The following is a 17440-nucleotide window of genomic DNA, read 5'->3' on the forward strand; positions in this document are numbered from 1 at the left end:
ATCTTTTAGAGCCATTGTTTTAGACTATTGCTTCAAATATTGATTAACACGTGCTTCTGCTTCTTTATCTGTCCACCAATAATCGATAGCGACGGCGTTGGTCGGCAGTTTTTCAGTATGACGATATTGATTCCAGTAGGCAACATTGGTGGCAGACTTGCCGTATAAAGGTACTAAATAATGACCTGCCCGTAGCAAGCGATCGAGCACCTTGGTATATAAAACAATCTCATCACGGCTCTCAGCATTTGCAAGTGCGCTTGCGACCTCATCTATCACTATATTTTTAATACCGATGGTATTGGCGTTGCCCGCTTCATCAGCGGCTACACTGCCCCAAAACGCCGCCTGCTCAGCACCAGGTGATAAGCTCTGTGCAAAGACGTCGACCACCATATCATAGTCAAAACGGCGCATACGCTCGTAATATTGTGGCCCATCGACTTGGCGTAAGGTCGCGTCAAACCCCAAACGCTTTAAATTACGGATATAAGGCAACAGCACGCGTCCCATGGTCTCGCCTGTCATCAAAACTTCAATCTGAGCAAGCTTGCCATTTGGCTGATATAACTGCATATCATCATAATAAAAGCCAGCATCTAGCAACAGCTGGCGCGCCTCTAATAAGGCTTTACGATTAAAGCCGCTACCATCACTGGTTGGCAATCGCCATTCCGTCAATACCGCTTGTCGCTGAATCGGTTCAAGCTTGGCTAGCAATGGGCTTAATACCTGCATCTCAGCCGCAGATGGCGTACCAGTAGCAGCAAGCTCTGAGCCATGAAAGAAGCTTTGCAGACGCTCATATTGCCCATGGAATAAAGTTTTGTTCATCCACTCAAAATCATAAGCTGCCGTCAATGCTTGGCGGACGCGAATATCTTGAAAAAGTGGCCTGCGCATATTCATCACCAGACCCTGCATCGGGACTGGATTTTCGCTGCTTATGGTTTCTTTATTAATCAGACCTGCTTTGACAGCTGGGAAATTGTAACCTGTTGCCCAATTAGAGGCTTTGTTTTCAGGACGAAAGCGATATTGCCCAGATTTAAAACCCTCAAAAGCAATCTCATCACTTTGATAATAGACAAACTTAATCATATCAAAGTTATAGCGACCACGATTGACCATCAAATCACGGCCCCAATAATTGGGATCACGCACATAGCTGACCGCACGCCCCGCATCGACGCGGCCAAGTTTATAAGGACCACTACCCATCAATGGCGTGAGCGTGATTTTCTCAAAATCTGTATCAATCGATAACTTAGCAAAAATAGGGAATTGCCCGACCGTTAATAAAATCTCTTTATTTTCATCAGACTTAAAAACAAACTTTACCCGCTGCTTATCGACAATCTCAATGTCTTTAATATCGCCTAAATAACTGCGGATATACATTGGGCCTTTAGTCAGTATCGCATCATAAGTGGCTTTGACGTCACTACTGGTCACTGGCGACCCGTCCCAAAAGCGCGCAGCAGGATTAACATGGTAAATAATCCAACTGGTGTCATCAGGGTCATACGTGACTTTATTTGCCAGCTGCGGATACATGGTAAAGGCTTCATTGAGTGAGCCAGTCATCAAGGTATCGTACAGGTAGTCAGTACCGACCATCGCCACGCCTGTGGTCATCCATTTATTGGCTGCATTAAAGGTGCCGCGTGCCTCAAGCGATAATGTGCCACCCTTGGGCGCATTGGGATTGGCATAAGGCATAAACGGCACGTCAATATATTCAGTGGTACTATTATGCCCAAGCGCAGTCGTAGTGATTGGCGCAGCAATACTAGCAGGTATCCAGCTGATAGTAATGGCGAGCAAGACGGCTTTTAGCATGGTATTTTTTAGCATCATGACTGTATAACAACCCTCATAACGACCTTCTACTCTAAACCGACTTGGATAAAAAATGCGCGACTGACGGCAAAATAGACGATTCACGAAATTTTATCATAACAAACTTAGGTTTTTTAACCTAATATTTTGCAGCGTTAAGGTTGCTACATGACGGATTATGCAGCTTAAAAAACACTAATACGCATAAAAAAAGACGCAGCTCATAAAAGTTGCGTCTTTTGTTTTAAAACCTGTGCTAACTTAAGCGTGCTTTTTTTCAAAGGCGATCATAAAGTCAACCAATTGCTGTACCCAATCTAGCGACACTGCATTATAAATACTGGCACGCATACCGCCGACATCGCGGTGACCTTTTAGATTCATCAAACCTGCTGCCGCTGACTCTTCTAAGAATACTTTGTCAAGGCTGCTGTCTGCTAACGTGAAAGGCACGTTCATGATAGAGCGATATTTAGGGTCAACTGGGTTGCTATAAAAACTGCTGTCATCAATCGTTTTATAGAGCAAATCAGCTTTTTGTTGGTTAATTTTGCCGATAGCAGCAACGCCGCCCTGCTCCTCTAACCAATCAAATACCAGCCCTGCTAAATACCAAGAATACGTCGCTGGCGTGTTTGACATTGACTCTTTTTCAGCCTGATGTTCATAGTTCATCAGCAATGGACACCATTCACTTGCTTGCCCCAATAAATCTTCACGAATAATGACAATGATTAATCCTGCTGGCCCGATATTTTTTTGCGCACCCGCGTAAATCATGCCAAATTTAGAGACGTCAATAGGCTGTGACAAAATGCAAGAGGACATATCGGCGATAATTGGCGCATCGACTTGTGGCGGCTCAAATATTTGTACACCATGAATGGTTTCATTGGCGCAGTAGTGGAAATACGCCGCATCTTCGCTTAAGTTCCAATCGCTTTGGGCTGGCACGTCGGTAAAATTACTGTCTTTACCCGTTGCCACCACATTAACCTCGCCTAAACCCAGTTTGGCATAGCGCTGTGCTTCTTTAACCGCTTTACCAGACCAAGTACCTGTCGTTAGATAGTCTGCGCGGCCACCATTTAACAGGTTTAATGGAATCGCTGAAAACTGTAAGCTGGCACCGCCTTGCAAAAACAGCACTTTATAGTTATCTGGAATGTCCATGAGCGAGCGCAATTTGGCTTCCGCTTTTTCGGTAATCGCGATGTATTCTTTACTACGGTGACTTACTTCCATAACCGACATACCGCGTCCCTGCCAATCAAGCAACTCTTCTTGAGCGCGTGATAAAACGGCGGTCGGTATGGTGGCAGGTCCCGCTGAAAAGTTGGGTACACGGTTAGGAGCGGCTTTAGTGGTCATAATCATTATCCTAAATATGATGAAATCATCGTGGTTATATAAGTTCTAAAGCGGCAGTTTTAGCAGCTCATCTATAAAACTGTCGCTTTAAAACCCCTTAAGTTTTATCTCTATATTTATTTTTAACAGTGTATTTAATAACCGTGTTTTTTAATTATGCGAATTTAATGGTCAAGCTTTAATTATTAGCATTTAAATTTAACTAGATAACTGCTCCCAAAGCTGACGTTTAAGGCTACTATCAGCAAGCATGTCATCGAGCGTGGGCACAGTAGAAAGGTTCGGATGCTCAAGGCCGTCAGGCAAAGCAGTCAATGCGGCAACTTTTATCTCTTCGCTACGACCAATCTTAAAGATATATCCTGCAAGGCTGGCATTGGCAAGCTCAGCGGTATCCATACCTTCACAAATAGGAAATGAGGTTGTCTCACAACTGATGGATAGCGCTTGGGTGATATTTTGCCACAGTTTTTGGCTGTCATGATTAAGGGCTTGAATATCAACCAAAATTACCCAATCGCCATAGCGACCACCTTGTAAATCAAATGGTACTACCTTTTTAAAGCTATCGTCTTTAAAGTTATTCTCTTTAAAACTGCTATCTTCAAAGCTTGAAGCGTTATTTACATTATCAATCGCAGTTTGCTGAACGACAGTATTTACAAGTGAGGTAACGGCGGGCTTAGAGATATCAGGGGCAGTCGAGTCAAAACTATAGGTAACGGGGCTTTGTTGGTCAGATTGGCTTAAACCTGTCTCATTAGCGTCATCATAAGAATGATTAGACTCATCATCTACCATATCTGATATGGCATTAATATTTGGGGATTCAATATTAGAAGATGCAATGCTTGGCTGTTCAGTGCTCGTTGTAAAAGAAGCTGTAGCATTAGATGGAGTGCTGGCATTAGATAAAGTTGAGTTAGCGGTAGTCTGCTCAGGCAGAGTAGGCGCAGAAATATCGGCAATATTCATGGTTTCAGAGCTTGGCTGCACCCACTGATTGATACCCATCATCGCTAAAATCTGGCGCTGCTGCATACGATGCTGCAATACAATTAGCGGGTCTTGAATATCACTCATGCTTATTTACTATCCTACTTATCTAAAATGAATTTACAGGCTTTTACTATCAAAAGAATACTCAAATGCAATCAATGACATTGCTCAAAAAAGCTGCCGAACGCCTAGCCAATGATTGGCAAGCTCGGTCAAGCAATCATACTCATCTTGACTGACTATCGTATCGTGTAACATCACTGTATGCAACGTACTCAGCCATTGCCGGTACGTATGATAAGTATAAAAATGGCGCGTACTATCATTGCCCGCCTTATCTACACTATCTGCCCTATCTGCATTGCCGTCCTGTATATGAGCATTATAATCTATTTGATCGCCGCCCTGTTGCCTCTGTCGATAATTATCATCACCTTTGGCTTCTGATACAGACGATTGACTGGCAGACGCTATAAAAATAGGCACCGCTTCTATTAATGCTAATAATTGGACACTATTTAAACTTTGCGCAGTCAATAACAACCATTGCAAATTTGCCTCACTAACGGCTGCTAAATCAATATCAATCAAACGTGCATGACGGCGTAAATCTACAAGATAATGAGCAACGCTAGCACTATTGTAGCTGAGCACTGAAATAGGTGTTGAGATAGGTACTGAGATAGGTACTGAGCTATCTAGTGCAGATATTATCTGCCCTTTAGCATCCTTTGATAAGCGATAAGCCAATAAAGTAAGCATGGTTTTTGCGGCAATATCGAGACCATTAAACACCTGTCCTGACGGGTCAAGCTGAGCATAAATATCATCCGTGCCAGCATGCAATACTTGCTGCCATTGATAATATGAATATCGAGAGTGAAGATGTGATTGCACCTGTTTATCGTTTAATACAGTAGATAATACGGGTAGTAACTGCTGTAGCTGTAGCGCCTGCCATAAGGACAAAATCGAAGGCGACCGAGACAATCGCGAGCGCGTATTCTCTAAAGGATTTAATACGGATGTAGACTTATCAATAGAATCATCATTATCTATATTATGAGCGATATTTTGGCTTAGATCAGCCGTAAGTAAGTTTTCAAACAGCTCAATGATACCTCGCTGATAGCGCACTAGCATCGTCCGACACTTTTTTTGCTGCATATAATGTTGATGGTCTTGATTACGATGACTGGCTTCATATTTTAAGCGCAACTCATCGATAGCACTTTCTGATAGATTATGTTGGCGTAGTTGCTTTAGCGCTAACGCAATCAAAGCACTGTCTAATCGTCTGTCAAGATTTGCCACTGCCGCTAATAATTTATGATCGAGTGTATGCGGTAAAATTTGTGTGTTGCCGCTTGTATCAGTTTCAGCAGCAGAGGTTCCATCCTCATCAAGCCCAAGCCAGATATCAGTTAAATTATAAGTCGCTGTTGTTGATAGCACACAACCCTGATGGCAAAGTAGCACGGCTTCAATCAAAGCTTGCGCCCCTAGCGGGTGATAACTGTGATTGAGCACATACTGCGGTAGGGAGACTTTTTGTATGTCATCAATACCAACTAATGTATCAGACGGCAAATCACTATCAGGCTTAGCTTGCCATGGCTTAAGCAACTGATGAGTACCGATATCTTCTGCTTGCACCTGCAAACGCCCATCAATAACAACATCTTGCTCTACAACAAATTCAAGCCCGTTATCGCCTTGCAATTCGTTCTGCATTTCACTAGTAGAAAAGGTAGCGATTTCTTTTTCGATAGCATCTTTTTCAATAACATCATTGAAGTTACTGTTAAGGCTTTTCTCAGCCGAACAGCGGTTTTTATCGGTCGCGCTTTTATAAATATCTGACGCTGACTGAGCAGCAGTTACTAGAGTTTGACGTGTATTTTTATCTTGTTTATGATTGCTTAGGCTATTTGCTACTATCACGCCCCAATCACCTAAGCGGCGCTGCTCATATATCTCTTTAATCTTTTGTTGATTGATGCGTTTTTCTTTAGCAACCTGTACGGCGAAATCATGATAAGCATTCTCGTTAATAGCGCTCATACGCTCAGCCAAACTTGGATGGGTGGCAAACCACGATACGTCACCCAAATCTGCACCACTACTGGCAAAAAAGAAATGACTTAATCCATTGATATCGGCGATGCCAGTTAAGCGCGAACCAAGCGTATCTTGATGAATGGCCTTTAAGGTTTCCATAATAGCTGGCGAACGTGTCAGCTGCACACTGGTCGCATCAGCAAGCAACTCGCGCTCACGGTTAAAGCTATGCTTAATCAGTTGCGCACTGGCCATACTAGAAAAACTCAACCCATGTATTAATAATGTCCAAATATTGCGCGGTGCTTGACTATCGAACTTATTATTATGTTGTAGCCATCTTGACTGACTCTTAGCTGATGATTGCTGGCTTTGCGACTGGCTTTGCCAGTAGGCGACCCATTCACTATGAGTGGTAAAGCTTGCTGTCTGCGCTTCAGTGCTACGCGCATGGCTATCAATCGCTCTTTGCGGTAAAGGGTTACTTTGATTGACCGCACTATTAATAAAAAAGCCATCAAAATAGTTTTGCTGACTGTTTTTATGACTGACTTTATAACCAGAACCAAAATTATTAATAGAATCACTCCAGTCATAGAGTAATTGCAAGCCTGCTAACACCACCATTAGCTGTAAATTAAACGTCGCATCGCCATGCAAAATATGACCATACTCATGCCCTATCAGCCCGTATAGCGCCTCATCAGATAGCTTATCAAGTGCGCCCTGGGTGACGACGAGCACCATATCCTGACTATGGCGACCCGCCACAAAGCCATTGATACCTTGTTCTTCAGGCAGCACATAGAGAATCGGCATACGCAAACCCGAAGCAATGGCTAGCTGCTGGGCAATCTCATAATAACGCCGATAAACAGGCGGGAAATCCCGCTCATCACGCACCGCAATATGGCGGGCACTAAAGCGAACCTTTGCTGCAGGCTGATGCTGATGAGCAACCCCTTGGCTATGCTCCCAAGCATCTTGGCTGTGGTCGATAAACAAGCGCACCGCGCCCACGCGCTGAGCAATCGCACGACCACCTGCTTTTAAGCGTCTATACTCTAAAAAACTGCCCGCAACAAAGCTACCGATTGTCCATACGACCACCAGTATTAATACCCAATGATAAATGCCACCGGTAAATAGCGTGAGCAGCAGCGCCATAACACCAAGTGCCACCGCAATATGGGCAAAGACAATCAGAAAAAATAGCCCATAAAGCAACAAGCTGCGCTGAGTACGGGTACGCTGTGCACCAAAAAAATCCATCTATTACTCTTACCTAACCATAACTAAGTGCATTTGACATTATGTAAATATCAGCCCATATCGACAACAGGTGCTTGAGCAATTGCCTTTCTGTCTTCAAATACCAATGGGCTAAGTGGACGAAATCCAAAGGTGCTGCTGACGAGATTATTTGGGAACATTTCACGGTCATTGTTATAAAACATCACGCTGTCATTATAATGCTGACGGGCAAAGCCAATCCGGTTTTCGGTATTGGTCAACTCATCCATCAGCTCTTTAATCATGATATCCGCTTTTAGCTCAGGGTAAGACTCCACAACCGCTGAGAATTGCCCCAAGGCTTTCGACAACATACTCTCTGCTTTGGCAAACAACGCCATATGTTCAAGGGAGTCTGGCTGATGCTTAGTAGAATCTTGCAAACTCTGAGCATGATTACGCGCGCCAATCACGCGAGTCAGCGTCTCTTCTTCATGGGTCAGATAACGTTTGGCGGTTTCGACCAAATTTGGAATCAAATCATGACGGCGCTTTAGCTGCACATCGATTTGCGCAAAGCCATTTTTTGCTTGGTTACGGGCACGTACCAGCTTATTAAATACTGACACCCCAAAAACCACCATCAATATGACCACTGCAATGAATAACCAAACAAACATTTTCATTATCAGACTCCAAAAAGTTTTGTATTTATACTATTGTTAATAAAGGTTACTACAATGTATTTTAACCCATATATATTGCTCAAAGTTCAAAATCGGGCGAATTGGAGGCGAAAAAAAAGCCCTTTACAATGAAGGACTTATTATTAGGTTTCACTCTTTAAAACGATATAGCAGGAGTATCAGCAAATTTTAGGCAAAAAAAAGCGACTCCATCAGCACATCCTCGGCACACATTATAACTATTACCGTTGCTACCTTCCGGTCCTGGCGGGATTCATAGAACAATGTTGCGAGGCTACCAATGGAGCCACCAGTTGCAGATTATACAAGGATTTTTTATTATTACAACCCCTATCGTCAAACTGTTTGCTTTAGAAACTCAATGAGCCTGTAACTTAAGTGACAAAATTCTCACAGCAACCCGTGTATTTTCTGCTATTTTACCTAAGGTCTGTTGAATAAAAAATGAACACAAACAACAGCGGATATAACAATGCGCATTATAACAACGTAAATCAATGTGACTCAGATAATTGAGATTACCATTACTAGCACTCATTAGGAGATAATTATGAAAAACACTTGGATGAACAAAGCCGCACTTGCTACGGGTACGGCCGCCCTACTGACCGCGATGATGGGTAGCGCCCATGCAGAACCCACAGGCTACGATCAGCTGACTTTTCAAACGGAAGTCAAGGAAGAAGTCCAGAACGATGAAGTTCGCGCCAGTATGTATAAAAAAGCACAGGCAACAGATGCTAAGACGCTAGCTACAACGCTTAATACTTCTATCAATAACGCGATGAAAATCGCCAAACGCTACCCTAGTGTGACGGTCAGTACCGGTCAGCAGCGCACTTATCCGCGCTATGATAAAAACGACAAAATCATTGGTTGGACAGGACAAGCCAGCATCGACTTAAAGAGTACTGACTTTGCCGCGACCAGTCAGCTGATTGCAGACTTGCAAGAGACCTTAGTGATGGAAAACCTAAACTTTGGGGTTTCAGACGCTAAAAAAGATGCACTAGAGCAAAAGCTTATGACCGATGCTTCTCGCGCTTTTCAGCAGCAGGCTAAAAACCTGACTCGTGCATGGGATGCGCGCGGTTATCGTGTCGTCACTGTCAATCTAAATACCGGTAGCAACTACCCTCGCCCTATGTATAGCGCGATGAATATGAAAGCTGAAGCGGCGGATGCCTCAGTACCAAGCCAAAGCTTTGAATCGGGCAACAGTACCATTTCAGTGACTGCGAATGGCACGATTGAGTTAACGAAATAAACGCAGAAATAATGAGTTAAGCAATAGATATTATTACTAACTTCTACCAATAAGGGCACTCACTGCTTTCAGTGATTGCCCTTATTTTATATCCAGCAATTATTGTTAATGGATTGCCGCTATCTTTTCACTGTTAACCTTTCACTACTAGCCTTTAACACAGTGACTCAGATTTATTTTTTTACCGGTTCTTCAAGCGTCATGGGTTTATCAACTATGGGTTTATCAACTATTGGCTTAGTAAATGACAACATATTAGGCTGTTTGCCATCTTGACGCATTTTTAGTAACACTTTTTGATACCAAGGCAGACGCTGATACGCCAAAAGCTGCTCTGCTAATTTTTTATTTTTTTGCAAGGTTTGCGTATTTTGGATGACATAAACGGTACGCTCGACTTGTTTTGCTATCTGCCCTTTCTTATTTTTTATCACGGCTTTGATGTTATGCGCACCCGGCAAAACATCAACAGTTGCAATCGAGGCGCTTAAACCCTGCGCCACTTCGTTACCATCTAAGTAAATGCTCACACTATCGCCCACTTGTAAGGCAGGTTTTACTTGCACCTTTACATCAATAGTTTGTACGGGACGACGATACGCCCGTTCTTCGCTAGGCTCTGTCATGGTCAGCTGATAGTTAATGGGCGCTTTGTTAACGGTTGAGTCACTGTTGGCAGTGGTGCCAGTGGTATTAGCGGCAGCAGGCGCTTGGGCGGTATTGACAGGCTGATTGTTGGCATTACTGGTTTGACTAGAACTATTTGCACCCACACTGTCGCTGCCAGTCATGACACTGGTTCGGCTAATTTGCTTGCCTGCTTGCTGTTCATAGTTCTGCGGACGGTCGGTAAAGGTGACTTGACCGGTCTTTTCATCGACAACTTTATAAATAGCAGCGGCATTTGCCATCGGCGCGTAAAGACTGGCGGTGCTGATAATCAAACCTGTTAGTAGTCTTAGCGACAATCCTTTATTGAAAACAGTGCTTTTAAATGATGAGCTCATAATTAGTTAGCCTGGTAGATATTTATTATTAATATATAGATGCAACCATTATGCGATATTTTTACCATTAAATCAGCAATGACTTCACACTAAATCGACCAATTAAACACGCACTTTGATTGAACAAAAAAACCAGCTAAGAATTACTTAACTGGTTTTTTTATCGAGAATTTGGCGTTTTAACTATAGATTAGCAGCTATAGTACAAGTCAAATTCAACAGGATGTACTGTGATATTGACGCGCTGTACTTCTTCTTGTTTAAGCGCAACATAGGCTTCTAGCATCTCTTTAGTGAATACATCACCTTTTAATAAGAACTCGTGATCTTCTTTCAACGCTTGTAGCGCCACTTCTAAGTTTTCAGCAACCGTTGGAATGAGTGCTTCTTCTTCTGGTGGTAAGTCATATAAGTTTTTATCAGCGGCTTCGCCTGGATGCATCTTGTTTTGAATACCATCAAGACCTGCCATGAGTAACGCCGCAAACGCTAGGTATGGGTTGGCTGCTGGGTCAGGGAATCGAGCTTCAACACGCACCGCTTTTGGGCTACTAACGTGTGGAATACGGATAGACGCTGAACGGTTAGACGCTGAGTACGCAAGCTTGATAGGCGCTTCATAATGAGGCACAAGGCGCTTATAGCTGTTGGTCGATGGGTTGGTAATCGCATTCAAGGCACGCGCATGCTTGATAACACCGCCAATAAAGTATAGCGCGGTTTCTGACAAACCCGCATATTCATCACCTGAGAAAGTATTGACACCGTCTTTTGAGATAGAAATATGCACGTGCATGCCTGAACCATTATCACCGACCACTGGTTTTGGCATAAAGGTTGCGGTTTTGCCAAACTGATGGGCAACGTTATGGACCGCATATTTTAGCTTTTGCACTTCATCCGCTTTACGAACTAAAGTATTAAAGGCAACGCCAATCTCTAACTGACAAGGGGCAACTTCATGATGATGGACTTCGATACAACCTTCACCAACCATATCTTCGATACGCTCGCACATCACTGCACGCATGTCTTGTGAGCTATCAACGGGTGGTACTGGTACATAGCCGCCTTTGACGCGCGGGCGATGCCCCATATTGCCCCACTCATAGTCTTTATTGGTTGACCAAGCCGCTTCTTCAGCAACGATTTCATGGCTGACGCCAGACATGTTAATCGACCATTTTACTTCGTCAAATACAAAAAACTCAGGCTCAGGACCAAAAAAAGCCGTATCACCAATACCGGTAGACTTTAAGTATTCTTCAGCGCGGCGGGCGATAGAGCGTGGGTCACGGTCATAGCCTTGTAGCGTTGATGGCTCGATGATATCACAAGTCACAACCACCGTAACCGCATCAAAGAACGGGTCGATAAAGGCGGTCTCTGGATCAGGACGTAAAATCATATCTGAGGCTTCAATACCCTTCCAACCAGCAATCGATGAGCCATCAAACATTTTGCCATCTTCCATCACTTCTTCGTCAACGCTATGCGCTGGAAAGCTCATGTGATGCTCTTTGCCGCGCGTATCGGTGAAACGAAAATCGACCCATTTGGCATTGGATGATTTGATAAGATCAAGTAGTTTATTCGACATGGATAGTTTCCCTTATGGTTATCATGGTACTGAAATTAAAACTTAGGATTAAAAATATTAGATTCTAGAAAATCGGTGTTATCAGCGTTATTTACTCAGTATGTCTCTTTACTCTTAACGGTAATTTTCCTAACCGACTACAAGCAGCAGCTATTTTAGCAACATCTGGCTCATAATGCTTAACTGTTCAAATGCATATTAATAAATAACGCTGCATTACTTCGTAGCGCATTGTTTCGTAACGTTAGTTACTAATACTGATTATGGGTGCAACTGCTATGCCAATTCTGAGTACCACTATAAAAATTTTAATACAATACAAAGCCGTAAATCATAATTATTAATAGTAAATACAGATAGTTATGTAAGAAATATTGGCATATTAGAAAATGACTTGCATGGCAACGGTAGTTTGTAATCCTTAAGCATGAAAGTATAACATAACGATAAACGCACTATAGAAGCGCATAAACAGCACTTTATTAATAATTGTCGCACTTTTATAGTGCATTCGTTATCTATTAGAGGGCGGCTGGACTACATTTGATAGATGGCAAAATAGTGTTAAGATAACGACGTTTAATATGGCAAGCTTAACAAGCCTTTCGCATTATAAAAATGGCTGCGCTTTATAAATGAGCATAAAAACTATCATGACCAAGCATAAAACCGTAAAGTACCCGCATAGCAATACGTCTAAGATTCTAAAGTTAGAAATACTAAGTTAAAGATTCTAAGTTGAAAACATAATGATTTTGATGATCGATAATTACGACAGCTTTACCTACAATATTGTACAGTACTTCGGTGAATTGCAGCAGGACATCAGGGTTTGGCATAACGATGAAATCAGTATTGAGGAGATTAAAGCACTTGCGCCAGATGCCATTGTTATTGGTCCTGGCCCCTGTGACCCTGACCGCGCCGGTATCTCGTTAGAGGTCATTGAGACGTTTAAAGGTATTATCCCGATATTAGGTATTTGCTTGGGTCATCAGGCAATCGGCCAAGCGTTTGGCGGCAAAATCGTCAAAGCAAGCGAGGTCATGCATGGGCGTTTATCGGCTATTTATCATAATGAACAAGGGGCGTTTGTCAACTTGCCCAATCCAGCAAAGTTTACCCGTTATCACTCACTGGTGATTGAGCAAGCAAGCTTACCAGAATGCTTTGAGGTTAGCGCTTGGACGCAAAATGCGGATGGTAATGCTAATGGCGATATTGAGGAAATCATGGGCATTCGCCACCGCGAGTTTGCAATTGAGGGCGTTCAGTTTCATCCTGAGTCGATTTTGAGCGAAGCCGGTTATCAGCTGCTAAATAACTTTTTACAAACGCACAATCTAGCCGTAATGTCGTCAGATGAGCTACCCCAAGTAGGCTAGCTGTTTTAAAAGAAAAACTCTATTTAACCCAATGAATGTATTTATACGACAATGATAAAAGATAATAATAAGTGAGAATATTATGACCTCTGCCGCTATGCAGGATGAAAAATCAATGATGGAACAAATTAACCAAACGCAGAAAGGGGTTGAAGACATCAACCAGCTCTCAGATGAGGATATTCATAAACTCCTAACCACCGCTTTAGGCAGAATTTTTCAGCATATTGATCTGACCTTTGATGAGATGTATCAAGTCATGCTCATCATTATGCAAGGCAGATGTAGCGATGCTATGATGGGCGCGATTTTGACTGGTTTACGTATGAAAGGTGAGTCAATTGACGAGATTACAGCGTCAGCAAGCGCCATGCGTGCTTTAGCCGCCAATATCAGCCCAAAAAACTGTCGTTATATGGTCGATATCGTCGGTACAGGTGGCGATGGGGCTAACTTATTTAACGTGTCAACAGCCGCAGCCTTGGTAGCAGCCGCAGCGGGGGCGCAAGTCGCTAAGCATGGTAACCGCGGCGTTTCGACCAAATCTGGTAGCTCAGACTTACTTGAACAAGCAGGTATTAGCCTTACGCTGACCCCCGAACAAGCGCAGCAATGTATTGAAAATCAAGGCATTGGTTTCTTATTTGCGCCCAATCATCATAGTGCGATGCGCTACGCCAATCCGGTACGCCGTGAGCTAAAAGCGCGGACAATTTTTAATATCTTAGGTCCGCTGACCAACCCTGCTGGCACGCCAAATCTCGTCATCGGCGTCTTTACCGCGCAGCTATGTGAACCTTTGGCAAAAGTGATGAAAAACTTGGGCGCGCGCCATGTCATGGTGGTCGGAGCAAAAGATGGTTTGGACGAAATCAGTCTCGCGACCTCGACCACGGTGGCTGAGTTAAAAGATGGTGAGATCTCTGTTTATGAGATGATGCCAGAAGATGCCGGCGTTGAATCACAAACCTTAATTGGCCTTGATGTAGATTCTCCAGCACAAAGTCTTGAGCTGATTCGTGCCGCTTTATCAGGAGCAGATACTACCGACCGCGCTGTCCTAAAAGCTCGTGATATGATTGCCTTAAATGCCGGTGCCGCGATATATACCGCAGGACTTGCCAGCAACTATCCGAATGGCGTGAGCCGCGCACAAAAAGTCATTCAAAATGGTGACGCTTTGATTAAGCTTGATGACCTAGCCAAATATACGCAGCAATTAGCTGACCAAGCTTAATAAGCTAAATGCTTAGAATTAATAAAAAAATACGTTGCTCATAACCTTGTTAATCGCAACTATTTATGCAGCCTTAATTTATTTGCCTAATTGTTACCCTAATTTTTTTATCAAATAATGGAATATAGCCATGACCGCCAATCCAAAATCAGACACCGCTATTCCTTCAGTGTTGCAGCGTATCGTCGCCACCAAACATGAGGAGGTTGTCGCTGCTCGTGCAGCAGTATCGCTTGAGGCATTAAAAGCACAAGTTGCTGCTGATACACAGCCCCGTCGCGGTTTTGCCGATGCTTTACGCAGCGCTGATATTGGTATCATTGCTGAGATTAAAAAAGCCTCGCCATCTAAAGGTATTATCAATCATAATTTTGCCCCAGCGCTGTTTGCTAAGCAATATGAGCAAGCCGGTGCCAGTTGTTTATCAGTACTCACCGACCGTGATTATTTCCAAGGTGACGATAGCTACTTAATCCAAGCACGCGAATCTTGCAGCTTACCGATATTGCGCAAAGATTTTATGGTAGATGTATATCAGATTTACCAATCTTACTTGATGGGTGCCGATTGCATCTTGCTAATTATGGCCTGTCTTGACGATACCCAAGTACAAGAACTGCATGCGCTAAGCATCGAGCTTGGTATGGATGTATTGATTGAAGTGCATGCCAAGGCTGAGCTTGAGCGCGCCCTACAACTGCCACGCTCAGCGCACAATATCTATGGTATTAATAATCGTGACTTAAATACCTTTGATGTCGACTTACAAACGACGCTCGAGCTAAAAAACCTGTTAATCGAAGCCTTAGCAGCTGACGTTGATAGCGGCATGCTGTTACCAAGGACGTCGCCACTAATTGTCACCGAAAGCGGTATCCATAGCAGCGACGATATTCGTTTGATGCTCAATAACGATATTCAGCACTTTTTAATAGGTGAACAATTTATGAAAACCGATCATCCCGGACAAGCGTTACAATCCTTACTTGCGAGCGTTGCAGCACAGGCGTAAAGTAAGCTAAATCGATTTTTTATGTACTATATAAACCATTAAGCCACTCATTCACTCACCAACGATACATTAACTATTATGTCAAACTCTCTGTTTTCAAAAGAAATGCAAGACCAACTAAAAGAGCTCAAAGGGCAACTGAGTAAAGGTCGCGATACCAACTCAGCGGATGGCGATAATGAAAAGCCAACCGAACCTGTGTCATTGTTGACGCAAAAACAAGTTAAAAAAACGGTCAAGCAATTAGATAGCGAACATATCGACGACGATAAAGTGCTATTTATGCAAGCGATGCATGGCGTCAATCAATTAGAAGATAAAAATGTGCGCTCGCCTGCCAATGCTTCAAAAGCCGGCAAACTTGACGCCGCAACGTTATCAAAACGTGCCGCAGCTCAAGGTAGTGAAGCAAGTGACTTAGGTGCAGGCTTGTCAGATATGCAAGCATTACTCAATCCGGTCGCTGCTGAAGCCTACTTATCTTATAAGCAGCCTACCTTGCAAAACAAAATCTTTGATCAGCTCAAAAAAGGCAAGCTACGTTGGTATGATGCGGTAGATATTCATGGCTGCACCATCGAAGAAGCACGCGTGGCAATGACCCAGCTACTAAGCCAAGCCAAGCAAAACAATGAAACCATGGTAAAAATTGTCCATGGTAAAGGTTCTGAAGCGATTTTAAAAACATGCGTTAATGGTTGGTTGCGTCAACTACCAGAAGTATTGGCATTTTGCTCTGCCCCGCCTAAAGATGGTGGTAATGGCGCAGTATTAGTCTTACTTAAGAAGCCTAAAAATGATGGCGAGTAGTTTTTAGTTTTAGCTTAGTATCAAAATAAAAGGACTGCAATTGGCAGTCCTTTTTTATAAAGAAAATCGTAAAATTTTTTAATCATAGGCTTTAACTATATACGCCATTATTTTTATATCTCTATTTTTCCGTTTAAAAAACAGTGAAATCATAATTATTATGACCATACAAACCATTGAAAATATTAAAGAATTAAAAGCGCATATCAGCGCTTTGATTGCTATCGAACCCAGATTTGCGCCTGTTTATGAGCAAGTTGGCGTACCTGATTTACGCCATAATGCTGGCGGCTTTACACAAATAATGAGAGCGATGGTTGGGCAACAGCTGTCTGTAGCTGCGGCAGCAAGCATTTGGCAACGCTTAGTAGATAAAGGTTTTACGACGCCGACAGCGATTCGTGCAGCGACAGATGAGGACTTACGAGCACAGGGGCTATCCAAGCAAAAAATTCGTTATACGCGCTCTTTAGTCGAGCACAATATAGATTTTGCCGCCTTAGAAGCCCTGCCCGATGACGACGTTATTAAAACCTTGACCGCCGTTATCGGTATTGGGCGCTGGACGGCTGAGATGTATCTGCTGTTTTCATTACAACGAGCCGATGTGCTGGCAGTCGATGATTTAGCGATTAAAGTGGCGGCAATGGACTTGTTAGGGCTAGCAGAACGCCCAACGCCGAAACAATTAAAAAATCTGACTCAAGATTGGTCACCGCATCGTAGCGCTGCCAGCTTATTGCTATGGCAATACTATGGTTTCTTACGTCAAAAAAATACCGTCCCTTTATAAGCGGCACTTTTATAAGCTATGCCTTTATAACTATCTAAATGAATTGCCATCTAACTAAATAGCCATCTAACGAACAAAACGTGGCGTAAGTTATTAAGCAAAACTATCACATGACA

General features: G+C 43.1%; 13 protein-coding genes and 1 other RNA gene. 6 read left to right on the forward strand and 8 right to left on the reverse strand.

All coding sequences use genetic code 11. The annotated features are described in order from the left end of the window. Positions 1-24 precede the first annotated feature (24 nt). From QJS82_RS05890 to ffs, 6 genes are all read right to left on the reverse strand, one after another. Positions 25-1857 (reverse strand): extracellular solute-binding protein, encoded by a 1833-nt coding sequence (locus tag QJS82_RS05890; protein WP_281491681.1) that lies wholly within the window; start codon positions 1855-1857, stop codon positions 25-27. A 246-nt stretch (positions 1858-2103) separates the two neighbouring features. Next, positions 2104-3213: a 3-phosphoserine/phosphohydroxythreonine transaminase gene (gene serC, locus QJS82_RS05895; protein WP_281491560.1), complete on the reverse strand. Its 1110-nt coding sequence runs from the start codon at positions 3211-3213 to the stop codon at positions 2104-2106. A 198-nt stretch (positions 3214-3411) separates the two neighbouring features. Continuing rightward, positions 3412-4296 (reverse strand): hypothetical protein, encoded by an 885-nt coding sequence (locus QJS82_RS05900; RefSeq protein WP_281491561.1) that lies wholly within the window; start codon positions 4294-4296, stop codon positions 3412-3414. Between the two features lie 84 nt (positions 4297-4380). Further along, positions 4381-7545, reverse strand: a complete 3165-nt coding sequence (locus QJS82_RS05905; RefSeq protein ID WP_281491562.1) for a M48 family metalloprotease — start codon at positions 7543-7545, stop codon at positions 4381-4383. A gap of 50 nt (positions 7546-7595) precedes the next feature. Further along, the gene (locus tag QJS82_RS05910; RefSeq protein WP_281491563.1) at positions 7596-8192 is read right to left on the reverse strand and encodes a LemA family protein; all 597 of its coding nucleotides are present in this window, start codon (positions 8190-8192) and stop codon (positions 7596-7598) included. Between the two features lie 207 nt (positions 8193-8399). Continuing rightward, an RNA gene (gene ffs / locus QJS82_RS05915) (signal recognition particle sRNA small type) lies at positions 8400-8496 on the reverse strand. Between the two features lie 267 nt (positions 8497-8763). Between ffs and QJS82_RS05920 the strand changes: the two genes are divergently transcribed. Then, the gene (locus QJS82_RS05920) at positions 8764-9480 is read left to right on the forward strand and encodes an SIMPL domain-containing protein (protein WP_201620364.1); all 717 of its coding nucleotides are present in this window, start codon (positions 8764-8766) and stop codon (positions 9478-9480) included. Positions 9481-9653: 173 nt separating this feature from the next. Here the strand turns inward: QJS82_RS05920 and QJS82_RS05925 are convergent, their stop codons facing one another. After that, entirely contained in the window at positions 9654-10487 is an 834-nt protein-coding gene (locus QJS82_RS05925) for a DUF4124 domain-containing protein (RefSeq protein WP_281491564.1), read from the reverse strand. A gap of 190 nt (positions 10488-10677) precedes the next feature. Next, entirely contained in the window at positions 10678-12087 is a 1410-nt protein-coding gene (glnA, locus tag QJS82_RS05930) for a type I glutamate--ammonia ligase (protein WP_281491565.1), read from the reverse strand. Between the two features lie 749 nt (positions 12088-12836). On the opposite strand from glnA, the gene QJS82_RS05935 reads away from it, so the two are divergent. The 5 genes from QJS82_RS05935 (at position 12837) to QJS82_RS05955 (ending at position 17324) form a co-directional block, all read left to right on the forward strand. Beyond that, positions 12837-13472, forward strand: a complete 636-nt coding sequence (locus QJS82_RS05935) for an anthranilate synthase component II (RefSeq protein ID WP_281491566.1) — start codon at positions 12837-12839, stop codon at positions 13470-13472. A 115-nt stretch (positions 13473-13587) separates the two neighbouring features. Next, positions 13588-14709, forward strand: coding sequence for an anthranilate phosphoribosyltransferase (trpD, locus tag QJS82_RS05940; RefSeq protein WP_281491682.1), 1122 nt, complete (start codon positions 13588-13590; stop codon positions 14707-14709). A 130-nt stretch (positions 14710-14839) separates the two neighbouring features. Then, positions 14840-15721, forward strand: a complete 882-nt coding sequence (gene trpC / locus QJS82_RS05945; protein ID WP_281491567.1) for an indole-3-glycerol phosphate synthase TrpC — start codon at positions 14840-14842, stop codon at positions 15719-15721. Between the two features lie 78 nt (positions 15722-15799). Next, positions 15800-16531 (forward strand): Smr/MutS family protein, encoded by a 732-nt coding sequence (locus QJS82_RS05950; protein ID WP_201564977.1) that lies wholly within the window; start codon positions 15800-15802, stop codon positions 16529-16531. A 160-nt stretch (positions 16532-16691) separates the two neighbouring features. Next, positions 16692-17324 (forward strand): DNA-3-methyladenine glycosylase family protein, encoded by a 633-nt coding sequence (locus tag QJS82_RS05955; protein WP_281491568.1) that lies wholly within the window; start codon positions 16692-16694, stop codon positions 17322-17324. Positions 17325-17440: the final 116 nt, after the last annotated feature.

The sequence above is a fragment of the Psychrobacter maritimus genome (assembly GCF_029953575.1).
In the GTDB taxonomy this organism is placed as follows: Bacteria; Pseudomonadota; Gammaproteobacteria; order Pseudomonadales; family Moraxellaceae; genus Psychrobacter; species Psychrobacter maritimus.